The sequence below is a fragment of the Streptomyces sp. NPDC107471 genome, assembly GCF_055582845.1.
Map to the genome: position 1 here is coordinate 182,434 of NZ_JBVJPC010000015.1, position 22,926 is coordinate 205,359.

The following is a 22,926-nucleotide window of genomic DNA, read 5'->3' on the forward strand; positions in this document are numbered from 1 at the left end:
GCCGCCTTCGCAGCCGCAGCCACTCACGAGTTCCTGTCTCCTTCCGCGCCCGTTGCAGACTCCCTCCGAAAGAGCCGACATGTGCACTGACCCCTCCCTCCAGCCCGCCTCGTCCGCACGCTCACCCGAAGGCGCGAAGACCGGACCCGACACACCGACGGTGTCAGGCGCCGCATCGTGCAGACCGGACTGGCGGTGGCCGGCGGCTTGACGGCGTCTGGCGTGTGGTCCGCGGCGCCCGCCGCCGCGGACACGGCGGCCACCGCCTACTCCGGTGCCGACCGACTCGTCATGCTGGGCGTCGACGGCGGGCCCGTGATCAACGCCGGACACGCCAAGCCCGCCCTGGCCCTGGTGGCCGGCGGCAGCGTCTACCTCGTGGACTGCGGACTCGACACGGCCCGGCAACTGGTGGCGTCGGGCCTGGGCTTCGCGAATGTCAGGCACCTGTTCCTCACCCACCAGCACGTGGACCACACTTCCGGCCTTCCCGACCTGGTCCTGCACGGATGGACCTACGCGCGCAGCGCGCTGAGCCACCTCGCCCTGTGGGGACCGCCTGGCACCAAGCAGAAGGTCACCGGGCTCCGGACCATGTTCGATCAGGACGTACGGCTTTACGAAGCCGCCGGTGGCTTAGCCGAGTACCCCACCCTGCGTGCGCACGACGTGAAGGTACCGGGCTCCTCGGCGATCGTCCGGGTCATGGAGGACGACAACGTCATCGTGGACGCCACCCGCGTCTTCCACGGCCCCGAGGTGAAGGACGCGTACGCCTACCGTTTCACCGTCAAGGCAAGCGGCAAGGTCGTTGTGTTCTCCGGCGACACCGCCGCGCCCGACGCCAACCTGATACGCCTCGCGCGCAACAGCGACGTCCTCGTGCACGAGGCCATGGACAGCTCACTCATCGACAAGATCACTGCGTCGCTGCCGCAGGCACAAGCGGAGGAACTGCGCACTCACATGCTCCAGGCCCACTCCGACGTGTCGGACCTGCCCGGTGTGGCGAAGGCCGCCGGTGCGCAGCGTCTTGTCCTGTGCCACTACACGCCGGCTCCCCAGGCTCCCACCGTGTTCGCGGCGAAGACGCGGGCAGCAGCCGATACGGTCGGCTATCGGGGATCGATCACCGCCCCCTCGGACCTGGACGTCATCACCCTGTGACCGTCATCGGCCAGCAGGGCGCCGGCGGGTCTGTCTGGTTCTCGGCGGACACACCCGCACGGCAGCTCTCCACGGTGACGTCGCGGGAGTTGGGGAACTCGGCGCGCGCGGCGAGACGGATGTGTCCCGGTCCGGTGCCGGTGCCCCCCTTGGCGCTGGTCTCGTAACCGTTCCCGATGCGGCCGTTGCGGTTGGCCATGCGGAACGCGGCGTAGCCGCAGGCCGTGTGACAGGGACGAGGAACTGAGCCGGAACGGCCGGGTCGTCAGCTCTTCCCGAGTGCCGTGCGCAGAGCCAACGGTGTGGCGGCCGCCCATGCCTGTGGGGTGCAGGCGTGCGGGTAGGGCACGGGGCCGCCGGTCGCGGATCGGGCGTAGCCGGCGATCACCTCGGGCAGACGATGACCGTGGAGGGTCGCCGCGGCGACGAGGCCCTCGGTGACGGCCTCGACTTCCGCGTGCAGTCCGTACCGGGCGAGGCCCAGCGCGATGATGGCGTTGTCGTGGGGCCAGGCGCTGCCGCGGTGGTACGACAGCGGGTGGTAGGGCCGCTGTCCGGCGGCCAGGGTGCGGATCGCCCAGCCGGAGAAGAAGTCCGGTTCCATGAGGCGTCTGCCCGTCCGCCGGGCGTGGTCCTCGGGGAGGATGCCCGACCACAGCAGGTGCCCGGCGTCCGATGCGAGGACGTCGACCTGGCGGCCGTCCCCGTCCAGGGCGAGGGCCGGGAAGTCGGCCCGGGGCATCCAGAAGTCCGCGAGGAAACGGGCTCGCAGTCGGTCGGCTGCCTGGCGCAGGCGCTGTGCGTACGGGGCGTCCTGCCAGACGTCACGGGCCAGATCCGCCGTGCGCACGAGTGCGTCGTAGGCGTATCCCTGGGCCTCCGAGACGGCGATGGGGCCCTTGGCCTGGGTGCCGTCGGTGAAGCAGACGGCTCCGTCGGAGTCCTTCCAGTTCTGGTTGATCAGTCCGTCGGGATCGGGCTGGTAGACGAGGTAGCCGTGCCGGTCGAGGCCGCCGTCGGTGAGCATCCAGTCGACGGCGCGCCGGGCGTGCTGCTCCAGGCGGACTGCCGGGGAGCGGTCGCCGGTCGCTTCGTGGTGGGCGTGCAGCAGGATGAGGAAGAGCGGGGTGGAGTCGACGGAGCCGTAGTAGCGGCCGTAGGGGATCTGCCGGAAGTGGGCGAGCTCGCCGTGGCGGGTTTCGTGGACGATGCGTCCGGGCTGCTCACCGCTGAAGGCGTCGTGGCGCTCCCCCTGGACCGCGGCGAGCGCGCTGAGCGTGGCGGCGGCTGTGTCGGGCCGGTAGGGAAGCAGGAAGTACGAGGTCAGCAGGGAGTCACGGCCGAAGAGGGTGAGGAACCACGGGATTCCCGCGGCCGGAACATGCACCTGCTCGCCGTCGACGCCGGTGACGGGGATGGTCAGCAGGTCCAGGTCGGCGAGGCCGCGCTCGCAGGCGCGGCCGAGGTCGTCGGTCGCCGTGGACGGCTGCCGTCGCGGCTGCGGCACGGTTGCGGGGCCCTCCGGCAGGCCGGGCGGGTGGGCGCGGACGGTGAGGTGCAGGTCCGTCTCGCCGTGGCCGTCGAGTTCCAAGTGCCAGGTCAGGGTGCGCAGGGTGGAGCGCGGGGCGTCCTCGGCCGGGGCGACCGCGTGGGGGGCCGGGTCGCAGGCGAGGGCCGTGCGGGCGTGCCAGTCGGCGCGCCGGTAGTCGAACTCCAGGCCGTCGCTGGTGGGACGGACCTCGTGGCGGCTGTCGGCCTTGGCGTAGTGACGGTTGTCGGCGCGCAGTTCGAACAGGTCGGCGAAGTCGGCGTCGACCGTGAGGTCGATGCGGGCTGTGACCGGGTCGGGCCGGTTGCTGAGCAGACGCAGGTGTTCGGTCAGGGTGCCGGCGCTGACGGTCTGGCGTCGGAAGACGGTGTAGGCGGGCGGGTGGTCGCGGGTGCCCTCGGGCGTCAGGACGCTGGTGGCCGTGTCGTCCGCCTGGACTGTGGCGGGCACGAGGGGTACGGGGCTGGTGGAGTCCACGGTGAGCTGCCAGCGGCTGAGGTGGCGGCCGTCGTGCAGGAAGAGCCCGTCGGGGGCGGTGCCGTGGGTGCCGGTGATGCCGCCGTCGGTGCGCAGCCGGACGAACGTCGCGTCGCGCACGAGCTGGATGCGGGTGTCGGCCGAGGTCATGATGTGGGCTCCTCGGGGGCGTGGTTGAGCAGATCGAGGGCGAGCGCGGCCGTCCAGGAGAAGTGGCTCGCGCCGCGGGCCGCTCCCGTCACGGGGTCGAGGTACTCGGCGAAACCGGACGTGCCGGCCCGCGTGAGGTACTCCCGCTTCAAGCGGTGGGCGTCCTGGTGGAGGCCGTGGGTCCGCAGTCCGCGGTGGATCAGCCACGCCGTGTTGAACCAGGCCGGGCCGCGCCAGTAGCGGGTGGGGTCGAAGGCGGGGGCCAGCAGGTCGTAACTGGGGACCAACCGGGTTCCCGGCGCCTTGAAGTGCGGTCCGTCGAGGGTGCGGCGCAGGCCGGCGACCACGTGGTCCGGCAGGTCGGGCACGATGAGCGGGATCAGGCCGGTGACACTGCGTTCGTCCACCAGTGCGTCGTCGTGGAGGTCGCGCACGCGGAACAGGCCGGCGTCCTCGTCCCACAGCCGGGTCACCATCCGGTGGGTCAGCTCCGCGGCGCGTGTCGTGTGCGGTGCGCTTCTCCCGCCCAGTTCTTCGGTCAGGGCGGCCAGCGCGAGTTCGCTGACGACGAGCAACGCGTTGAAGGTGGGGTCCTCCACGGCGAAGGCGCGGGGTGCGCAGGTGTCGTCGTAGCCCGCGTCCCGGTAGTCGGCGGCGAGGCGGACGTAGCGGCCGTAGTCCAGGTCGGTCGGTCGCTCGGCGGGGTGGCCGTGGTCCAGGTCGGCGCGCTGGAAGGTGTCGGGCGGGGCGGGGGCGACTCGTCGGAGGGCCGCGTCCCAGCAGGGGCTGTTGTCCATGCCCGGTTCCCAGGGGTGGACGACGGCGGCCAGTCCCGCGCCGCCGAGGTCGCGACGCGTCAGGAGGTAGTCGTGCCAGGCGGCGAGCCGGGGCTGGACGCGGGCCAGGAAGCCCCGGCGCCTCGACTCCTCGGGGTCCGCCTGATGCACGAGCCAGGCGGCGAGCGCGTGCACGGGGGGCTGGACGATGCCCGAGGTTTCCTGGCCCGCCGGTGCGCCGGCCGCGAGGCCTGCCCGGGAGGACTGCCAGAAGTCGGGGCTGGGGAAGTACGCGTCGTGGGGCACGGCCGAGTTGAACACGATGTGCGGGATGCGTCCGTCGGCCCACTGTCCGGCGAGCAGGGATTCCAGTTCCTGCTGGGCCCGGCGGACCGAGAGGTGGCGCAGCCCGATGGCGATGAAGGCGGAGTCCCAGCTCCACTGGTGCGGGTAGAGGGTGCGGGAGGGCACGGTGGAGGTGCCGGTCCAGTTGTCGAAGAGGACCCGCGCCGCACCGCTCCGCAGTGTCAGGGCTGCGGAGGCGGTGGGCGCGGGCCGGTTCAGGAGGGTCGTCACGCGCCGGACCTCTTGAGGAAGGCGGGGACCGAGCGGACGGCTTCGACGGGGTCGCCGGTCAGGCGGCATTCGAGGGCGAGGTAGCCGTCGTAGCCGATGGTGTGCAGTGCGCCGAGCCAGGCGGGCCAGTCGAGGTGGCCGGCGCCGGGCTGGAAGCGGTTGGAGTCGGAGACCTGGGCGTGGCCGATGACGTCGGCATGGGCGAGGATCGCGGCCGCGGGGTCGGCCTCCTCGATGTTCATGTGGTAGCTGTCGATGCCGATGCGCACCGAGTCCAGGCCGGTGGCGCGGATGAGGTCCGCGGCCTGTTCCAGCCGGTTGACCATGTGGTCCTCGTACCGGTTGAGCGGCTCGAGGAAGAGGGTGACGCCCTGCGCGCGGGCGTGCTCGCCCAGTTCGGTGAGGCCTTCGAGGAGGATCTCGCGGTCCTCGTCGTCGCTGCGGGGCGGTTCGAAGGGCGGCAGCCGGCGCGAGAACATGCCGTACGAGGCGGGGGTCTGGGCGCCGAGTCCGCCGATCTCGGCGATGACGGTGAGCTGGGACTTCATCTGGTCGAGGGCGTCGCGGCGCTGTCCGGCGTCGAAGGCCGCGAAGAAGTGCAGCATGTCGACGCAGACGGTGGGCATGACCACGCCGTCCTTGCGGGCCTGGCGCAGTTCGTCCAGGCGGGAGGCGAAGTGGAGGTCGCCCTTGCCGCGCAGTTCGATGCCGTCGTAGCCGGCCTGCTGGGCGAAGTCCCATTTGGCTTGCAGGGTGTCTCCGGGCAGGAGTTGTTCCTGCGCTGCGGTCTTGAGCATGAGGGGCCTTTCGAGACTTTCAGAATTCCAGTACGACCTGGAGCGCCTCGGCGGGGCGCTCGTCCAGCAGGACGTAGGCGTCGGCGGCGGAGTCAGCGGGTACGACGTGGCTGACGAGGGAGGCGACGTCGATCCGGCCCTCGGCGACCAGGCGCAGGAAGGTCTGCTGGAGGCGCTCGACGGTCCAGCGGTGGGCCAGGTGCGGGGGGACGCCGCCGATCTGGGAGCAGATCAGTTGGACGCGGTTGTGGTGGAACTCGTCGCCCAGTCGCAGTCCGACGCCGTCGCCCTGGTAGAAGCCGGAGGCCACCACACGGCCGCCGACGGCGACCGAGCGCAGGGCCTCGTGCAGCGCCGGATAGGCACCGCTGATCTCGATGGCGAGATCGGCGCCGAGGCCCGCGGTGGCCTCGCGGATGCGTTCGGCGACGGGATCGGTGCGGGCGTTGAGGGTGTGCTGGGCGCCGTGCTGCCTGGCGGTCTCCAGGCGGCCGTCGAGGGCGTCCACGGCGGTGACGCGGGCGCCGTTGAGCTGGGCGAGGCGGGTGGTGAGCAGTCCGATGACGCCCTGGCCGAAGACGGCGACGTCCTCGCCGACGTGGATGTCGCCCGCCAGGACGGCGTTGTAGGCGATGGCGCCGACGCGGGCGAACGCGCCGGCCAGCGGTTCGAGTCCGGCGGGAAGCGTGTGGCCGATCATGCGCTCGGCCGGGACGATGCCCTCGCTGCGGTGGCCCCAGATGCCCCAGACCAGGTCGCCGGGCTCGGGCAGGCCGGGGGTGCCGTCGAGGTCGGGGGCGACCTCGACGACCTCGCCGACCTCGGAGTAGCCCCAGCCTGCGACCGGGTACTGGATGCCCGCCGCGCCGTCGCGGAAGAGGCGTGCCTCGGGGTCCCAGGTGCGCGTCAGGTAAGGATTCGTGCCGCGGTAGGCCGTGAGTTCGGTACCGGCCGAGATGCCCGAGTAGCGGGTGCGGACTCTCAGGTGACCGGCTGGTAGATCGGCTCTGACCTGCTCGGTTACCTCGACCTGGCGAGGGCCGGTGAATTGGACGACGCGTTCCACGGATGGCTCCGGAAGGGTTGCTGGTGCGGTTGCGTCGACAATAACCGCAACTTATGTCTTGTCAACAAGCAAAAGTGATGCTGAGATGCCTGCGCAGTAGACGTAAGTCGGAACGAGGACACGCAATGCGCACCAAGAGCCGGCGATCCAGCGCGATCGCGGTGGGCATCACCGCAGCCCTGACACTCGGGCTGCTCACCAGTTGCTCCAGCAGCACGGGACCGGGAAAGCCCGACCGGGAGATCACCGTCTGGTCCCAGGAGAACCTTCCCGACCGCGTCGCGGTCACCGAGAAGATCATCAAGGGGTTCGAGAAGAAGACCGGCATCAAGGTCCATCTCGTCGGCGTCGACGAGGGCCAGATGCCCCAACTGATCATGTCGGCCGCCGCCTCGGGCACGCTGCCCGACGTCATCGGCGCCGCCCCGATGGGCCAGGTCTGGCAGATGTACAGCAACGGCCTGCTCAACACCGACATCCCGCACCGCATCATCGGTGAACTGGGACGCAAGACCTTCAACGCGAACGCCCTGGAGCTGACCTCCGACGGCGCCACCAGCCTCGGCGTGCCCTCCGACGCCTGGCTCCAACTGCTGGTCTACCGCAAGGACCAGCTCGGCGAGAAGGGCCTGCCCGCCCCGGACACCTACGCCAGGGCGACCGCCGCCGCCAAGGCGCTCACCACCAAGGGCCGCTACGGAATGTCCGCGGCCACCGACCCCAGCGACGTCTTCACCTCGCAGAGCTTCGAGAGCCTTGCCCTGGCCGACGACTGCCAGCTCGTCGACGACCAGCACACGGTCGCCCTGGACTCCCCCCGGTGCCGCACCGCGTTCTCCACCTACGACGAGCTCGCGCGCACCTACGGCGCACCGGGCACCCAGACCGTCGACTCCACCCGCGCCACCTACTTCGCCGGCCAGTCCTCGATGATCATCTGGTCCTCGTTCCTGCTGGACGAACTCGCCGGGCTGCGCAAGGACGCCCTGCCGAGCTGCCCGCAGTGCAAGAAGGACCCGCAGTACCTGTCGCACAACAGCGGCATCGTCACCGCGATGAAGGGCCCCGACGCCGCCGAACCGGCGCAGTTCGGCGAGATCACCTCATGGGTGACCACGAAGACCGCCGAGACCGCGGCCTCGCGCGCGTTCATCGAGTACATGATGGGCACGGGCTACGAGTCCTGGTTCGGCATGGCACCCGAGGGCAAGATCCCCGTCCGCAACGGCACCGCGGCCCAGCCCGACCGCTACCTCGACACCTGGCGGCACAGCACGATCGGCGTCGACACCAAGAAGCCCTTCGACCAGGTCTACCCGCCCGGCCTGCTCAACCAGCTCGCCGCCGGCGTCAGCCACATGCGGCGCTGGGGCATCACCCAGGGCGAGGGCGCCCTCGTCGGCGCCACCAACGGCGAACTGCCCGTCCCGAAGGCCATCGGCGCGATGACCAGCGGCCAGATCTCCCCCTCCGAGGCGGCCCACGAAGCCGACGACGACGTCGCCGCCCTGCAGAAGTCCCTCCAGTAGCCGCCCGCATGCACGTCACAAAGGTCCCTTCATGACTACAGCACCAGCCGGCGCACCGCAGCGCCGGGACACCAGCACCAGGTCCACGGACCGGCCCGCCGAGCGCCGCCGCCCGATGACCGCGAGCCGCCGCGCCAACCGCGCGGGCCTGGCGTTCGTCTCCCCCACCTTCGTGGTGGTCCTCGTGGTGGTGATCCTGCCCATCGCCTGGACCGTGCTGCTCGCCTTCCAGCACGCCAAACTGGTCGACATCCAGGGCATGGGCCTGTTCGGCAACTGGACCCTGGAGAACTTCAGCCAGGTCTTCGACTCGGCCGGCTTCTGGCAGAGCCTGACCACCACCCTGATCTACACCGTCGGCTCCACCCTCGGCTCGGTCCTCCTCGGGCTGATCGCCGCGCTCGCCCTGCGCAAGCCGTTCAAGGGCCGCGGACTGCTGCGCGCGGCGATGCTGCTGCCCTACGTCGCACCCGTCGTCGCCGTCGCCTTCGTCTGGGAGGTCGCCCTCAGCCCGCAGTACGGCGTGGTCAACGACTGGGGCCGGCGCCTGTTCGGCTGGGACGACCCGATCGCCTTCCTGTCCACCCGCCAGTACGAAGTCCACCTGCTGGGCGTGCACTTCGACATTCCGCTGGCACTGCTGACCGTCATCGCCTTCGAGTGCTGGCGCTACTTCCCCTTCGCGTTCCTGTTCATCCTGGCGCGCCTGCAGGCCGTCCCCGACGGGCTGGAGGAGGCCGCGCTGGTCGACGGCGCCACCCCCACCCAGCGCTTCCGCCACATCCTGCTGCCGCAGCTCATGCCTGTGATCGCCCTGTTGTGCGTGCTGCGCTTCATCATGACCTTCAACAAGTTCGACGACGTCTACCTGCTCACCGGCGGCGGAGCCGGCACCGACGTCGCGGCCGTACGCGTCTACGACTTCCTCACCGCCCGCTACGACGTGGGAGCGGCCGCCGCACAGGCCCTGGTCCTCGCCGTCTCGCTCATGATCCTTCTGGGCTTCTACTTCAAGTTCTTCGCCAACAAGGTTCAGGAGGAGTCGTGATGACCCGCGCTCAGTTCGAGGACCGCCTCTTCGGCGTACTGCGCTGGGTCGTCATCGCCTTCCTCGCGGTGATCACCCTGCTGCCCTTCTACTACATGCTGCTGCTGTCGCTGAAGCCCATCGACGCCCTGCTGCTCGACCCGGGCTCGCTGTGGTTGTCGGCGAAGGACTTCACCCTGACCACCTACCGCGACGTGCTGCGCTCCACCGACGACGGCGGCCAGGGCTTCGTGAAGTTCCTGATCAACTCCGCGCTGGTGTCGCTCGGCACGGTCGCCCTGACCCTGCTGGCCGCGGTGCCCGGCGCCTACGCGATCAGCCGGCTGAAGTTCTTCGGCCACCGCCAGGTCAGCGCGCTCTTCCTGGCCGTCTACCTGTTCCCGGCCACCCTGCTGGCCGTCCCGCTGTTCGTCATCTTCGCCAAGCTGCACCTCTCCTCCAGCCTGGTCGGACTCGCCATCGTCTACGTCGCCCAGACCGTGCCGGTGTCGATCTACATGCTGAAGAACTACCTCGTCACCATCCCCTACTCCATCGAGGAGGCGGCGGCGCTCGACGGCTGCAGCCGCCTGCAGACGGTGCGCAAGGTGATCCTGCCGCTGGCCCTGCCCTCCCTCATGGCCACCGGCCTGTACGTCTTCATGATCGCCTGGAACGAGTTCCTCTTCGCGCTGCTCTTCCTGGCCGCGGACCCCGACAAGTGGACCGTCTCCCTGGGCCTCGCCCAGTTGTCCAACGGTGTCGAGGTGCCCAAGACCGTGCTGATGGCCGGTTCCGTGGTGCTGACGATTCCCGTGGTACTCCTGTTCTTCGCGGCCGAACGCCTGCTCACCGAAGGTTTGACCAGTGGTGCCGACAAGAGCTGAGAACACGGGGGACCAGATGCTGCCAGCGAATCAGGTCAGTGCGGGGGAGGTGCTTCAGCTCATCCGCAGCGGACGCGCCAACACCCGCGCCGATCTTCTGCAGGTCACCAAGCTGTCGCGGTCGACCATCGGTCAGCGTCTGGACGTCCTGAACCGCGCGGGGTGGCTCAAGCACACCACCGGCTCCTCCACCGGCGGCCGGCCCTCCCAGAAGATCGTTTTCGACCCGTCCCACGCCGCCGTCATCGCCGTGGACCTGGAGACCCGCCATGCCCGGGCCGCCGTCCTCGACCTCGCCGGAACGATTCTCGCCGAGCAGACACGGCCGATGCTCATCACTGACGGTCCGGACGACGTGCTGGACCGGCTGGCCGGCTGGTTCCCCGAGCTGATCACCGCGGCCGGGGTGGACGCCGAGCACATCTGCGGCATCGGCGTCTCCGTCCCCGGCCCCGTCGAGTGGGCGACCGGCCGCGTCGTACAACCGCCGATCATGCCCGGCTGGGATCAGTACCTCATCCGGGAGCGGCTGCAGAAGGCGTACGCCGAGCACGTCGGCCCCAGCATGGAGAGCGGCCCGGTCCCCGTGTTCGTCGACAACGACGCCAACCTCATGGCGCTCGCCGAGCACCAGGCCAACCACCGGGACTGCACGGCGTTCGTCCTCGTCAAGGTGTCCACCGGCATCGGCGCGGGCGTCGTCGTCGGGGACCAGGTGTACCGCGGCATAGACGGCGGAGCGGGCGACATCGGCCACATCCGCCTGCACGACCGGCCCGACGCGCTCTGCATGTGCGGTTCGCACGGTTGTCTGGCCGCCGTGGCCAGCGGCCGTGCGATCGCCGGACACCTGTCGGACCTGGGCATCGACGCGGCCTCGGCCTCCGACGTCAAACGACTGCTCGCCGAAGGCCAACCGGACGCCATCCGGCTCGCCCGCGAGGCGGGCCGTCGAGCCGGGGAAGTCCTCGTTACCGTCGTCAGCCTGCTCAATCCCGGAGTCCTCATGATCGCCGGAGAGCTCTCCGGGGCACCCTTCATGACCGGCGTCCGCGAGCTGCTCTACCAGCGGGCCTTCCCCCGGGCGACCGCCAACCTCCAGGTCGTCACCTCACGCCTGGGCGACCACGCGGGCGTCATCGGCGCGGCCGCCATGGTCGTGGAGATCCTCTACTCCCCCGCCCGCGCCGACTCCCGCCTGGCCGCCCTCGCCCCGTGAATGCCACCGGGCACCCCTCTCAGCACCCTCCGAGCACCACCAGGCCGCCCGCCCGCGGACCTGAGACAGGACACCTCGTGACCACCCTTGCCACTACCTGGACGCACAAGCCCGTCGAGGTCGGCCTCGTGGGCGCCGGGCCCTGGGCCCGTGCCATGCACGCCCGCATGCTCGCCGCCGGACCCGAGACCCGCCTCGCCGCCGTGTGGGCCCGGCGCCCCGAGGCCGCACAGGAGACCGCGGCCCCCTACCGCGCGCGCGTCGCCGCCTCCTTCGACGACCTCCTCGACCGCTGCGAGGCCGTCGCCTTCGCCGTGCCGCCGGCCGTCCAGGCCGAACTCGCCCCGCGAGCCGCCCGCGCGGGCAAGGCCCTGCTCCTGGAGAAGCCCCTGGGCCCCGACCTGACCGCCGCCGAACGTGTCGCCGACGCCGTACAGGAGGCAGGGGTCGTCTCCCAACTGGTGCTGACCAAGCGGTTCCACCCGGCCACCGATGCCTTCCTCCAGGCCGCTCGCACCTTCCCTGTCACAGGTGCGCGCTCCTGCTACCTGCACGGCGCCTTCCTGGGCGGGGAGTTCGCCACCGGCTGGCGCCTGGAGCACGGGGCCCTGCTCGATCTGGGCCCGCACCTGCTGGACCTCCTCGACGCCGCCGTCGGCCCCATCACGACCGTGCGCAGCACCGGCGACTCGCGCCGCTGGATCGAACTCACCTGTGAGCACGAGAACGGCGCGGTCAGCCAGGCGTCCCTCTCCGGTGCGGTCGCGGTACCGCGCGCCGTCACCCGCGTCGAACTCTACGGAGGACAACAGCCCCTGGCCTACGACACCGCAGACATCGACCACGAGGAGTGCTGGCCCGTCCTGCGCCGCGCGTTCGCCACAGCGGTACGCACCGGCCGCTCCGGCTCACTCGACGCGGCGCGCGGACTGTACCTGCAACGACTCATCGAGCAGGCCGCGCGCCCGCACACGAACCTCGTCCGGCCGACGTAGCGGTCCGGCTCGGCGGGTGTCCGGCGGAGCCGGAACGTGTCACCGGGTGCCGGACCGCTCCGACGGTTCGAGCGGATGCCACGGCGCGTCCGAGCGGGTGCCGACGGCGCCGGCGACGAGCTCCAGGGCGTACACCGGCCGTGCCCCCGGGACGGGGCCGACGTAGGTGTGGCCGGTCAGGTGGCACCAGGCGGGCAGGTCGAGCGGTGCCGCCGGGTCGGTGGCGACGACGTGGACGACCGTGCCCGGCGGCGCGCCGTCGATCTGCCGGCGCAGGCGGAGCAGCAGGGTGACACAGAGCAGGCCCGTCCCGTCGACCGTCAGGTCGGGCCCGGTCGGCGGGGGTGTGCGTGTCATCGGTTGTCGAGGGCGGGCCCGGTGGGCGCGTCGAACGGCAGGTCCAGGCCGCGGGCGGTGACCGTACGTACCGTGCCCTCGGCCAGGCGGTAGGTCAGGCCGACGACCGCTGTGCGGCCCGCGGCCACCTGGTCGGCCAGCTCCTGGGAGCGGTCCATGAGGAGGTCGACGGTGTGCCGGACGTGCGTGGCGATGAACTCGTCCTCCTCGCGCACCCCGGCGGCCTGCGCGGCCAGCACGCTGGGAGTGACCCGCTCGATGACGTCCCGCAGGTAACCGGGAGCGGGCGTGCCGTCCTGCACGGCGGTGCGGGTGGCCGCGACGGCACCGCAGGCGTCGTGGCCGAGGACCACGACGAGCGGGCAGCCCAGCACGCTCACCCCGTACTCGATGCTGCCGAGCACCTCGGCTCCCACGGCGTGCCCGGCGGTGCGCACCACGAACAGGTCCCCGAGGCCCTGGTCGAAGATGATCTCGGCGGCCAGCCGGGAGTCGGAGCAGCCGAGCAGTACGGCGTGCGGATGCTGGGCGGACGCCGTCCCGGCGCGCCGCACGGCGTCCTGGTTGGGGTGCTCGGGGATGGCCGCGGCAAAGCGTCGGTTGCCGGCAACGAGCAGGTCGAAGGCTTCGCGCGGGGTGGCCGGGGTCATCGCGGTGGTCTCACTCATGGCCCGCAGGTTACGTGCGAAGCCGCCGAGCGGCGGCATCGGGGGTGCGCAGGACGGCCGCGGACCGTCGGCACATGGAATGAGCGAGGACTCGTGGAGGCGCCCAGGCCGCCTAGCCGAGGCCGCGATGGGCGGCCCACAGTGTTGCGGCGCGGCCGGCCCCGTCGGCAACCAGAGCCGCCAGCTCCGGTTCGTCGGGGACCGGGAACGCAACGTATGCGCCCCGACCACCGGCGACGGGTCGGCCATAGGCTTTCACGGCCAGGTGGCCGTCCGGGAGAAGCCGGATGTTGAGTGTGGTCAGTTGGAACTCCTCACCGCGTCGCGTGTCCGTCCAGCGCAGCGCCGGCGGGATCGTGACGTTGATCGCGAGCGCACTCACTTCCAGGTCGCTGCTCATGGACGGATGATCTCACGCGGGTCGCACAAGTGGCGGTCGCGGAAGGCGGGTTGACCATGACCGCACCCTTGTCGGCCACCGTCCGTCGGGCCTCAGCGTGCCCGTGCGCTGCCCAGGACGCGTGGCAGCGCACGGCGTGAGCTGATGCCGAGCTTCGTGTAGACCTTCCGCAGGTGCCATTCCACGGTGTGCGGGCTGATGAACAGCTCCGCGCCGATCCGCGCGTTCGTCATGCCGTCGGCCGCGAGGGTGGCGACCTGCGACTCCTGAGGGGTCAGAGCCCCTGTCGGCTTGGTGTCCCGTGCGGTCACCTGCTCGCCGGTGGCGATGAGCTCGCGGCGGGCCCGTTCGGCGAAGGCGCGCGCCGGCATCGCGTCGAACATGTCGTGGGCCGTGCGGAGGTGTTCGCGCGCCTGCGCCCGGCGCTGACCGCGCCGCAGCCACTCGCCGTAGAGCAGGTGGGTGCGTGCCACCTCCACGACGACCCCGCCGCGGCCGAATTCGTCGATGGCCGTGCGGTAGAGGCGATCGGCCGCGTCACCCTCGGTGAGAAGGGCCTGGCTGCGGGCGCTCGCACCCCGCGCCCAACCGGAGTCGGCGGCGCGGGTGAGTTCGGTCAGCCGGGCCAACGAGGCGCGGGCCTGGTCGAGTTCACCGCAGCGCGTCGCGGCCTCGACATGTTCGACCAGCGACAGACCGGTGAAGTTGAAGCCGTCGTGGTCGACACCGGTGCGTGCGGCCTCCATCGCCTCCTCGTAGCGGGCCAGCCCGTTGAAGAGCACACCCTGGATGTAGCCCATGGCGCCGAGCAAGGACACCTCGCCCCGTTGCACGGCCCGCTCCTTGGCCTCCGTGATGATGCCGGCGACGACGTCCGCCTCGCCCCGCCAGGCGGACAGCACGAGCGTGGCGTACTTGTGCGGGGCGTGCCCGGTGGCCGTGGCGATCGCGTCGGCCTCGTCGATCATCCGGGCCGCCTCGGCGAAGCCGCCGTAGTGGATGTGCACCCCGCCCGCGTAGATCAGGGCCGGCGGCAGTGTGCCGAGCGCCCCGATGTCGCGGGCCACACGCACCGCGCGGCTCGACAGCGCGTCCCAGGCGTGCAGGTCCCAGGCGTAGTGGATGAACGCCTCCAGCGCGACCGGGGCCAGCAGCAGCCATCGTACGGTCGCCTCGCGGGTGCGCAGCTCCTCGTGTTCGAGCAGGTCGAGCGCGTCGCGCAGGGCCGGGACGCCCGTCTCGCAACCGTCCGCGAGCAGTGCCGCCACACCGTCCAGGAGGGCGTCCGCGGCCTTGGAGCCCGAGGAGGGCGCCCCGGACGCCCGGGCCGCGACGGCGGCGGCGCGGGCACCCGTCGGGCCGTGCACCCGGCCGGCGAAGATGGTCGCGCTGATCGCCTCCAGGTACGTCTCCCGGGCCAGCGGCGATCCGGCCAAGGTGAACTGCGCGGCCGCGTCGAGGAGCAGCGGTGCCGCCTCGTCGCTGCGGCTGCGGGCGAACAGGATCCTCGCCCGCAGCCGGGCCAGACGGGCCCGGTCCAGGGCACTGAGGGGATAGAGGTCGGCGACCGCGGCCAGTTCCGTGGCCCGTTCCGGAGCGGCGGCCGAGAAGTGCGCCTCCGCCGCCGCGAGAGCCCGGCGCCCCCGTGGCCAGGGGGCGGGCGTCACCTCCACCGCGCGTTCCAGCAGGACGGCTTCGGCCGCGATGCCGCCGCGCTGCCGGGCGCGATCGGCGGCCTGTTCCAGTCCTGCGGCGACCTCCTCGTCCGGCCCGTCCGCCGCCTGCGCGGCGTGCCAGGCACGCCGGTCGGGGTCCAGGAGGGGGTCCGTGGCCTCGGCCAGGGCCCGGTGCACCGCGCGCCGGTCCTCCGGCTCGGCACCGTGGTAGACAGCCGAACGGACCAGCGGGTGCCGGAATCGCACGGGCTCACCGAACTCGATCAGGCCCGCGGCCTTGGCCGGCGCGGTGTCCGGAGTGATGGCGAGGGAAGCGGCCGCGCGGATCAACAGGCGTACGTCGCCGACCGGTTCCGCCGCCGCGATCAGGAGCAGGATACGGGTAGCCGCCGGAAGCGCACCGAGCCGCTCGGCGAAGTCCCGTTCGACACGGCCGGCCACCGGCCCCTGGACGCCGGGGGAAGCCGACGCGTCCACCCCGTAGGCCAGTTCGGCGGCGCTGCGGCCGCGGGAGAACTCCAGGAGCGCCAGCGGGTTGCCGTGCATCTCGGCCACGAACCGGTCCCGGACGCGTTCCTCCAAGCGTCCCCCGACAGCGCTTTCCAGGAGCTCTCCGGCCGCGGCGGGGTCAAGTCCCTTGACCTGGAGCGTCGGCAGACCCGCGAGCGCCGACCGGCCCTCGGGATCGCGGACGGTGAACGCCATGGCGACCGGTTCCGCGAGCAGCCGCCGGGCCACGAACTCCAGTGTGTGCAAGGACACTTGGTCCAGCCACTGGGCATCGTCGACCAGCACGAGCACCGGCCGGGTCTCCGAGGCGCGGGTGAGCAGGGTCAGCACGGCGAGGCCGACCAGGAAGCGGTCGGGCGGATCGCCGACCGCAGTCCCGAACGCCACGCGCAGGGCGTCCCGTTGCGGCTGTGGCAGCTCCTCCACGCCGTCCAGGAACGGCGCGCACACCTGGTGCAGGCTCGCGTAGGGCAGCTCCATGTCGGCCTCGACGCCGTACGCCCGGGTCACCTTCGCCCGGGACGCCCGCGCGGCCACGTACTCCAGCAGCACCGACTTGCCGATGCCCGCCTCGCCACGGATCACCAGGACACGGGAACCGCCGTCCCGCAGGCCGGTCAGCAGACCGTCCAGCGCCGCGCACTCACGCTGCCGACCGACCAGATCAGGAAGCGGGCTGGCGATCATGCGACTCAGCTCCTCGGCGGAATCCGGAGGGGACAGCGCTCCCACAGCGGTGTTCGGAAGGATCCTCGCCACGATAACCGGGACCTCGCGCTCCCTGCCCGCGCAAACGCTGTGACTACTTCCACGCGTGAAAACACGCTGAGGTTGTCACAAATCGTGGGGCTGTCCGGTCTCACCCCACCACAGGTCGTCTCCGTCCGCGGTCGCGGGACGCTTGCGTGCGGGCCGCTCGACGACGCGGGGAAATCTCTGCGGACAGCCCTGTCACACATACCGCCCCCGTCCGGTCAGGAGGGTACGAGCCATCGCGGCCGGTGCCCAGGGCGAGCTCCTCGCAGGCCCACCGGGCACCGGGCGGGAAACAGTGAAAGGGAAAGTCCATGAAGGTCGTAGTGATCGGCGGAACCGGACTCATCGGTTCCAAGGTTGTCTCCAAGCTCAACGAACACGGCCACGAGGCGGTGGCCGCCTCCCCGAACACCGGGGTCAACACGGTCACCGGCGAAGGCCTGGCCGAGGCGCTCAAGGGTGCCTCCGTCGTCGTCGACGTCTCCAACTCCCCCTCCTTCGCGGACGACGCCGTCATGGAGTTCTTCCGCGCCTCGACGACCAACCTGCTCGCCGCGGAGGCCGACGCCGGTGTGACGCACCACGTGGCTCTGTCCGTCGTGGGCACCGACCGCCTCCAGCAGGCCGGCTACTTCCGCGCCAAGCAGGCCCAGGAGGACATGATCCGGGACTCCGGGATCCCGTTCTCGATCGTCCACGCCACGCAGTTCTTCGAGTTCGCCAAGACCCTCGCGGACTCGGCGACCAGCGGTGATACGGTCTCCGTCGCCCCCATCAAGATCCAGCCCATCTTCTCCGGCGACGTGGCGGCGGCCGTCGGGCGCACGGCGGCCGGCTCCCCGGTCAACGGGATCGTCGAGGTCGCAGGCCCGGACACCTTCATGCTGGAGGACTTCATCCGCCAGGGTCTCGCCGTCCACGGCGACCCCCGCACGGTCGTGACGGACCCGAAGGCCCTCTACTGGGGTGCCGACCTGAAGGAGTCCGACCTGCTGCCCGGCCCCGACGCACAGCTCGGCGAGACTCACTTCGCCGACTGGAGCCAGCAGCAGTAACGACGACCGCGGGGCTGCGGTCCCCCGATACTGCGGCCCCCCGATGCTCCGGCCCGCCGGACACCCACCGTCCGTCTCCCGCTCGCCCCGGCCCACCGAGCGGGAGACGGGCCTGCGGCAGCCCGCGTCCCCGCGCAAGGGTTTGCGGCAGCCCGCGTCCCCCAAGGGCCTGCGGCAGCCCACGTCCCGCGTAAGGGTTTGCGGCAGCCCACGTCCCCGCACAGGTTTGCGGCAGTTCACGTCCCCGCGAGCGCCCACCCGCCGGGCCTGCGGTCGCCGTATCCCCCGATCCGACCCGCGCCCACCGGCAGCCTTCTCGCCCGCCGTCCCAAGGAGACGACATGCGCCCCTCCCCTCCCCCGGGCGACCAGGCCTTCCTCCGCATCTCCGAAGCCCGCGGCCGATGGACCCTCCTGGCCACCGTGCTCGGCTCCAGCGTGGTCCTGCTCGGCTCGACCGTCACCAACGTCGCGCTGCCGCACATCGGCGAGGACTTCGACGCCGACCTCGCCGTACTGCAATGGACCGTCAACGCCTACATGCTGACCCTGGCGGGACTCATCCTGCTGGGCGGCTCACTGGGCGACCGCTTCGGACGACGCCGGATCTTCGTCCTGGGCATCGTCTGGTTCGCGACGGCGTCCCTGCTGTGCGGACTGGCTCCTGACACCACCACCCTCATCGCGGCCCGCGCACTCCAGGGCATCGGCGGTGCTTTGCTCACCCCCGGCTCACTGGCGATCATCGAAGCCTCCTTCCACCCCGACGACCGGCCGCGCGCCATCGGCCTGTGGTCCGGCTTCGGCGGCATCGGCGCGGCACTCGGCCCCTTCCTCGGAGGATGGCTCGTCGACGGCCCCGGCTGGCGCTGGACCTTCCTGCTGACGATCCCCCCGGCGCTGCTGTGCGTGCCCCTGGCGCTGTGCCACGTCCCGGAGTCCGTCGGCAGGCCCCCGCAGTCCGCCGTCGCGGCCGACACCCGCGCCGGCTCCCGACGGGGCTTCGACGTCGCCGGTGCGGCCTTGGGTGCGCTGACGCTCGCCCTGGCCACCTACGCGCTGACCGAGGCCCGGGCGAACGGGCCGGTCGCCCTCGCCGCGGGAGTGGGCAGTCTCGCGGCCGGGGCCGCCTTCCTGCTGGTGGAGCGGCGCAGCAGCGACCCGATGATGCCCCTGTCGATCTTCGAGTCCCGGGCCTTCACGGCCATCAACGTGATCACGTTGTGCGTCTATGCGGGGCTGGGCGGGTTCTTCTTTCTGACCGCCCTGCAACTGCAGATCGTCGCCGGGTACTCGGCCCTGGCGGCCGGCGCCGCCATGCTGCCGAGCACGGTGCTGATGCTCCTGTTCTCCTCCCGGTCCGGGATGCTCGCCCAGCGCCTGGGACCGCGGATCCCGCTCACCGTCGGCCCTCTCGTGTGCGGCGCGGGGATGCTCATGACGGTACGGGTCGGAGCGCACGCCTCCTATGTCTCCGACGTCCTGCCCGCCCTGGTGGTGATGGGCACCGGCATGGTCGTCATGGTCGCTCCGCTGAGCGTGACGCTGCTGGCCTCGGTCGAGGCCGCCGACGCGGGCCTTGCCAGCGGTATCAACAACGCGGCCGCGCGGGCGGCCGGGCTGGTCTCCGTGGCGGCGTTGCCGCTGCTGGTGGGGATGGGCCCGGACGCCTACCGTTCACCGGCCTCCTTCGACACGGCGTTCAGCCGGGCCATGCCGCTGTGCGCGGGCCTGCTGGCCGTCGGCGCGGTGGTGTCCTTCGCCCTGCTGCGCGAGACCGCGAGCTCCGCTCATCCGAGGCACGCCAGGGCGCACGGCTGGTTGATGGAACCGCCCCTGGTGTCGCGCTTCGTCCATCACCGGGTCCTCGACTAGGCACCCCGGCAAATCCGAGTCGGGGTAGGGACGCCCGGGCCCCAGGGCAGCGCGGCGGTGATGTCGTCGGCCGGTTCCTGTTCCTACGGCTCCTGCCGGCGAGGCTGTCGCGCCGCCACGCGAAATCGGGCCGCACTGGGGGTTCCAGTCCCGTCGGCATCCGTCGGCAAGGCCGCCGCGCCGCCACCGAAAGCGTGCTGCACGGGGGGTTTCAGTTCCTCCGGCGCCCGCCAGCAAAGCCGCCGCGCCGCCGCCAAAAGCGGACCGCACGGGGGTTCCAGTCCCTTCAGCACCCGTCGGCGAGGCCGCCGCACCGCCACCAATAGCGGGCCGCAGGGGGCCATTTCCATCGGCACCCGCCAGCAAAGCCGCCGCGCCGCCACCCGAAAGCGGGCCGCACAGGGGGTTCCAGCTCCTTCAGCACCCGCCGCCGCGGCGCCCCGCAACAGAGCACACTGCACAGACGTAAGCCACCGGACCACGGCCTGCGAACCCGCCACACAGTACGTCGCCTCCCGCGCCGCCATCCGTTCCCGAACACCGCCTCCCTCCCCGCCACCCAAGCGCCAGGTCCTCAAAAGCCGCCTCGGCCGTCGCAGGTCAGGTGAAGGACCGCCACGTCGTCCCGGAGCCCCCCGAACGGTGCTGCCAGCAGCGACACACCGCGTACCAGGGCATCGACGAAGGGCTGTGCCTCCAGATGCGCGAGGCGGGTCGCAAGCCTCAGCAGGCCCTCCTCACCGAGCCGCCCGCCGGCCGTACGGCCTTCATAGAGGCCGTCGGTGAACACGACCACCCCGTCCCCGTGCGACAACGCCGTCTCGCTCTCGCACCAGTCCCCCTGCCCGGGGAAGAGGCCCAGCGGCAGCCCCGGTGGCGGCTCCACCCAACGGACCCGGTCCCCCTGCCGGTGCAGAAAGCCCGGATGGCCGGCGTTGACCACCCGCAGCGACCGCCCGTGCGGCGGCAGGACCAGGGACACCACGGTCGCGTAGACCTCCTCCTGCGCTCGCTCCTCGGTCAGGATCCTTTCGAGCAGTCGCAGTTGTTCCGTCTGGCTCTGACCGCACAGCACTGCCGTACGCCAGGCCAGGCGCAGGTGGACCCCGAGGGCGGCCGCGGCGGGACCGTGCCCGGACACGTCGCCCATCACCACGTGGACGCTGCCGTCCTCGCCGCGCACCAGGTCACAGAAGTCACCGCCCAGCAACGTGTGCGCCTGGCCGGGCGCATAGTGGAACGCGGTGGTGAGGCCCAGGCCATGCAACGCCAGGTCGGGCAACAGGCCCCGCTCGAACTCGTCGGGTGCACTCAAGAAAGAGGAATCCCCATGGAGGCGGGCCTGTTCACCTCCGCAGCGCTCGTCGGCCGACACCCGCGGCCACGGAATGGGGCTGCTCATATGTGGTCGTTCCTGCGACGAGAGGAGACGGTGGCTCCGTGCACATGTGTCTGCGTTCGCGAAGGGCGCACCCTTTTCTCTCCTGCCTGGCCGGGTCCGTTCGCCCATGAGACAGGGCCCACCGTGGATCTGTGACACCACGACACTCATGCGCACGCTGTGACACGGCAGTTGGAGGACGGCAGCGACAAGGACCGACTCGCTGTCACGAAATCGGCCGCTGCACAGTCAAGAGAGAAAGGCCAGAACTCTTCGCGGAGCCCGCGCCGGTGGCCCCGCCGTCGCCGCCCACACCGGCTGAGAACGGAGCTGGAACCCATGCTCAGCACACCCAGAGAGTCGCTCACCTGGCTGGTGGGCCTGCCGTTCCGGTCGGACGGCTCCCGGATCGTCTGGCTCTACTACGTCGTGGGCGAGGCACCGGACTGCGCCGAAGCCGTGTGCGCGGCCGTGCGCAGGGCCAACAGTGCCCCGGAGCGGAACGCCCGCGGGCAGGTGCCCGTCGAACCCGATCGTGCCGAGGTCCAGCGCATCCGGCAGCACGTCCTGGGCGACTTCGTCCTGGAAGCCTGCTGACCTGACGACCGCACGACCTCACGACCGCACGCGGACGCGGCCCGACCCGCTCCGACCGTCGCCTCCGCGCTGCGCGACGCCACCTCGGCTGTCACAGGTGTGCGGGCCATCCGGTCAATACGGGGACTGGAGTCCGACACGATCCGAGGAGGACCGGGAAGATGTCCCGAGGCACTGATCCACAGACGGACCCCGCCACTGTCGCGGCGGCGCTGACGGCGGAGGCGACGGCCCTCGAAGGGCGGCTGCGCCAGCTCCGGGAAGCCGTGCACGCCGTGAACGCGCATATCGCGTCGATCGCCGATTCCCTCCAGACCTTGCACGGCACGACGCCGGCACAGGGCGGGGGAGGGCGTGGCTCCGTCTCCGCGAACGACGCCCTCCCCCGCAACTGATCGAGCAACTGCTCGCGTAACGATCGCCGCACAAGCCGCACAAGCCGTACAGGCCCTCTCAGGCCCGGGACGGTACCTCCTGCAACACCCATCCGTTGCCGTCCGGATCGCTGAACTCGGCGTAGGAGTGGTAGTCACGACGCCGCGGGTCGGGACCCTCGACCCGCTTCTCGTCGGTGCAGCGGTGGAACACACCGCTCGTGTCGTGGAAGACCCCGCTGGTTGCCACGCCCCTCGCGTCGAGTTCCCGGCAAGCCTTCTCGATGTCGGGGACGACGAGGTGAAGGCCCCGCACCGAGCCCGGCTCCGCCGCGGTGACCCCGGTCCCGAACAGGACCGAGCACGCGGATCCCGGAGGCGTCATGTGCACCACGCGATACGAGGCGTCCACGGCATGGTCCGCATCGAGCCGGAAGCCGACCGCCTCGTAGAACGCCTTGGCCCGGTCGACGTCCGAGACGGGCAGCACCAGGAGTCCCAGCTCGAACCGCATACCGCCCGGCCCCTCACCAACGGGCGTGTGGTCGGGCCCGGTTGACACGCCCTCCCCCGCGGAGCGGGTGTCTGCGCGCCGGCGGTCCTCGACCTCTTCGAGTTCCACCCGGTACAGGTCGATCCCCGGCCGTGGTCCGTGGGAGACGACGGTCCAGCCCTCCACCACGCGCCACGTCGTGTCGGTGCCCTTCAGGGGCGTCCCGTCCGGCGCGGCGGCGGCTCGCAGTTCGGCCGTCAGTTCCTCGTGCCGTTCGTGCGGAACGTGAAGGTCCAAGGTGTAGCGGCGCAGCGGCCGGCTGCCGTCCGCGCTGTGCGTGGAGGGCAGTTGGGCGGCGGTTATCTCGCGGAGGCCGCCGAGCAGGGTGACATGCAGTGTCGTCATGGCGTCATCACCGGTTCGCGTCCGTGCCGGCCCGGGAGGTCACGCTCGCTCCTCGTCGTCGTCGACCCAACTCATCAGCTTGCGGAGCTGCTTGCCGGTGGTCTCCAGCAGGTGCTCGGAGTCCTGCTGCTTGTACTCGTTGTACTTCTTCAGACCGCCGTGGTA

At 71.3% G+C, this 22,926-nt stretch carries 21 protein-coding genes and 1 pseudogene; 10 read left to right on the forward strand and 12 right to left on the reverse strand.

The features are described from left to right. Positions 1 to 177: 177 nt before the first annotated feature. The gene (locus ACZ66S_RS36955; protein ID WP_469905952.1) at positions 178 to 1,167 is read left to right on the forward strand and encodes an MBL fold metallo-hydrolase; all 990 of its coding nucleotides are present in this window, start codon (positions 178 to 180) and stop codon (positions 1,165 to 1,167) included. Here the strand turns inward: ACZ66S_RS36955 and ACZ66S_RS36960 are convergent. The 5 genes from ACZ66S_RS36960 to ACZ66S_RS36980 form a co-directional block, all read right to left on the reverse strand. Beyond that, the gene (locus ACZ66S_RS36960) at positions 1,157 to 1,366 is read right to left on the reverse strand and encodes a hypothetical protein (protein WP_469905953.1); all 210 of its coding nucleotides are present in this window, start codon (positions 1,364 to 1,366) and stop codon (positions 1,157 to 1,159) included. The genes ACZ66S_RS36955 and ACZ66S_RS36960 overlap by 11 nt on opposite strands. A 66-nt stretch (positions 1,367 to 1,432) precedes the next feature. Beyond that, on the reverse strand, positions 1,433 to 3,343 hold the full coding sequence (locus tag ACZ66S_RS36965; protein ID WP_469905954.1) for an amylo-alpha-1,6-glucosidase: 1,911 nt from the start codon (positions 3,341 to 3,343) through the stop codon (positions 1,433 to 1,435). Beyond that, positions 3,340 to 4,695, reverse strand: a complete 1,356-nt coding sequence (locus ACZ66S_RS36970; RefSeq protein ID WP_469905955.1) for an MGH1-like glycoside hydrolase domain-containing protein — start codon at positions 4,693 to 4,695, stop codon at positions 3,340 to 3,342. The genes ACZ66S_RS36965 and ACZ66S_RS36970 overlap by 4 nt, the downstream gene beginning before the upstream one ends. Then, on the reverse strand, positions 4,692 to 5,492 hold the full coding sequence (locus tag ACZ66S_RS36975) for a sugar phosphate isomerase/epimerase family protein (protein ID WP_469905956.1): 801 nt from the start codon (positions 5,490 to 5,492) through the stop codon (positions 4,692 to 4,694). Before ACZ66S_RS36975 ends, ACZ66S_RS36970 begins: the two co-directional genes overlap by 4 nt. Positions 5,493 to 5,511: 19 nt before the next feature. Then, entirely contained in the window at positions 5,512 to 6,558 is a 1,047-nt protein-coding gene (locus ACZ66S_RS36980) for a zinc-dependent alcohol dehydrogenase (protein ID WP_469905957.1), read from the reverse strand. Positions 6,559 to 6,683: 125 nt separating this feature from the next. Between ACZ66S_RS36980 and ACZ66S_RS36985 the strand changes: the two genes are divergently transcribed. The 5 genes from ACZ66S_RS36985 (at position 6,684) to ACZ66S_RS37005 (ending at position 12,215) form a co-directional block, all read left to right on the forward strand. Further along, positions 6,684 to 8,087 carry an ABC transporter substrate-binding protein gene (locus ACZ66S_RS36985; RefSeq protein WP_469905958.1) on the forward strand — a complete coding sequence of 468 codons (1,404 nt, stop codon included), beginning with the start codon at positions 6,684 to 6,686 and terminating at the stop codon, positions 8,085 to 8,087. Positions 8,088 to 8,118: 31 nt separating this feature from the next. Beyond that, the gene (locus ACZ66S_RS36990; protein ID WP_469905959.1) at positions 8,119 to 9,135 is read left to right on the forward strand and encodes a carbohydrate ABC transporter permease; all 1,017 of its coding nucleotides are present in this window, start codon (positions 8,119 to 8,121) and stop codon (positions 9,133 to 9,135) included. Then, a complete protein-coding gene (locus ACZ66S_RS36995) occupies positions 9,135 to 10,001 on the forward strand; it encodes a carbohydrate ABC transporter permease (RefSeq protein WP_469905960.1) in 867 nt (288 codons plus the stop codon). The genes ACZ66S_RS36990 and ACZ66S_RS36995 overlap by 1 nt, the downstream gene beginning before the upstream one ends. 16 nt (positions 10,002 to 10,017) lie before the next feature. Next, complete coding sequence (locus tag ACZ66S_RS37000; RefSeq protein WP_469905961.1) at positions 10,018 to 11,220, forward strand: ROK family protein; 1,203 nt, start codon at positions 10,018 to 10,020, stop codon at positions 11,218 to 11,220. A 77-nt stretch (positions 11,221 to 11,297) separates the two neighbouring features. After that, on the forward strand, positions 11,298 to 12,215 hold the full coding sequence (locus tag ACZ66S_RS37005) for a Gfo/Idh/MocA family protein (protein ID WP_469905962.1): 918 nt from the start codon (positions 11,298 to 11,300) through the stop codon (positions 12,213 to 12,215). Between the two features lie 39 nt (positions 12,216 to 12,254). On the opposite strand, the gene ACZ66S_RS37010 is transcribed toward ACZ66S_RS37005, so the two are convergent. The 4 genes from ACZ66S_RS37010 to ACZ66S_RS37025 all read right to left on the reverse strand — a co-directional run bounded on the left by ACZ66S_RS37010 (position 12,255) and on the right by ACZ66S_RS37025 (position 16,513). Next, the gene (locus tag ACZ66S_RS37010) at positions 12,255 to 12,572 is read right to left on the reverse strand and encodes a sulfurtransferase TusA family protein (protein WP_469905963.1); all 318 of its coding nucleotides are present in this window, start codon (positions 12,570 to 12,572) and stop codon (positions 12,255 to 12,257) included. Beyond that, the gene (locus tag ACZ66S_RS37015; protein ID WP_469905964.1) at positions 12,569 to 13,240 is read right to left on the reverse strand and encodes a carbonic anhydrase; all 672 of its coding nucleotides are present in this window, start codon (positions 13,238 to 13,240) and stop codon (positions 12,569 to 12,571) included. The genes ACZ66S_RS37010 and ACZ66S_RS37015 overlap by 4 nt, the downstream gene beginning before the upstream one ends. A gap of 112 nt (positions 13,241 to 13,352) precedes the next feature. Continuing rightward, positions 13,353 to 13,640 carry a hypothetical protein gene (locus ACZ66S_RS37020; protein WP_469905965.1) on the reverse strand — a complete coding sequence of 96 codons (288 nt, stop codon included), beginning with the start codon at positions 13,638 to 13,640 and terminating at the stop codon, positions 13,353 to 13,355. Between the two features lie 92 nt (positions 13,641 to 13,732). After that, the gene (locus ACZ66S_RS37025; RefSeq protein ID WP_469905966.1) at positions 13,733 to 16,513 is read right to left on the reverse strand and encodes a helix-turn-helix transcriptional regulator; all 2,781 of its coding nucleotides are present in this window, start codon (positions 16,511 to 16,513) and stop codon (positions 13,733 to 13,735) included. A gap of 380 nt (positions 16,514 to 16,893) precedes the next feature. On the opposite strand from ACZ66S_RS37025, the gene ACZ66S_RS37030 reads away from it, so the two are divergent. Both ACZ66S_RS37030 and ACZ66S_RS37035 read left to right on the forward strand, forming a co-directional pair. Further along, positions 16,894 to 17,637 (forward strand): SDR family oxidoreductase, encoded by a 744-nt coding sequence (locus ACZ66S_RS37030; protein WP_469905967.1) that lies wholly within the window; start codon positions 16,894 to 16,896, stop codon positions 17,635 to 17,637. Between the two features lie 341 nt (positions 17,638 to 17,978). Next, positions 17,979 to 19,511, forward strand: coding sequence for an MFS transporter (locus tag ACZ66S_RS37035; RefSeq protein WP_469905968.1), 1,533 nt, complete (start codon positions 17,979 to 17,981; stop codon positions 19,509 to 19,511). Between the two features lie 574 nt (positions 19,512 to 20,085). Here the strand turns inward: ACZ66S_RS37035 and ACZ66S_RS37040 are convergent. Beyond that, positions 20,086 to 20,826 (reverse strand): PP2C family protein-serine/threonine phosphatase, encoded by a 741-nt coding sequence (locus ACZ66S_RS37040; RefSeq protein WP_469905969.1) that lies wholly within the window; start codon positions 20,824 to 20,826, stop codon positions 20,086 to 20,088. A 405-nt stretch (positions 20,827 to 21,231) separates the two neighbouring features. On the opposite strand from ACZ66S_RS37040, the gene ACZ66S_RS37045 reads away from it, so the two are divergent. Both ACZ66S_RS37045 and ACZ66S_RS37050 read left to right on the forward strand, forming a co-directional pair. Next, positions 21,232 to 21,489 (forward strand): hypothetical protein, encoded by a 258-nt coding sequence (locus ACZ66S_RS37045; protein ID WP_469905970.1) that lies wholly within the window; start codon positions 21,232 to 21,234, stop codon positions 21,487 to 21,489. 161 nt (positions 21,490 to 21,650) lie between these two features. Then, complete coding sequence (locus tag ACZ66S_RS37050) at positions 21,651 to 21,884, forward strand: hypothetical protein (protein WP_469905971.1); 234 nt, start codon at positions 21,651 to 21,653, stop codon at positions 21,882 to 21,884. Positions 21,885 to 21,942: 58 nt separating this feature from the next. Here ACZ66S_RS37050 and ACZ66S_RS37055 read toward each other — a convergent pair whose 3' ends face one another. Both ACZ66S_RS37055 and ACZ66S_RS37060 read right to left on the reverse strand, forming a co-directional pair. Then, positions 21,943 to 22,377 (reverse strand): VOC family protein, encoded by a 435-nt coding sequence (locus ACZ66S_RS37055; RefSeq protein ID WP_469905982.1) that lies wholly within the window; start codon positions 22,375 to 22,377, stop codon positions 21,943 to 21,945. A 423-nt stretch (positions 22,378 to 22,800) separates the two neighbouring features. Then, positions 22,801 to 22,926 (reverse strand): annotated as a pseudogene (locus ACZ66S_RS37060) (ketol-acid reductoisomerase); the annotation flags it as partial.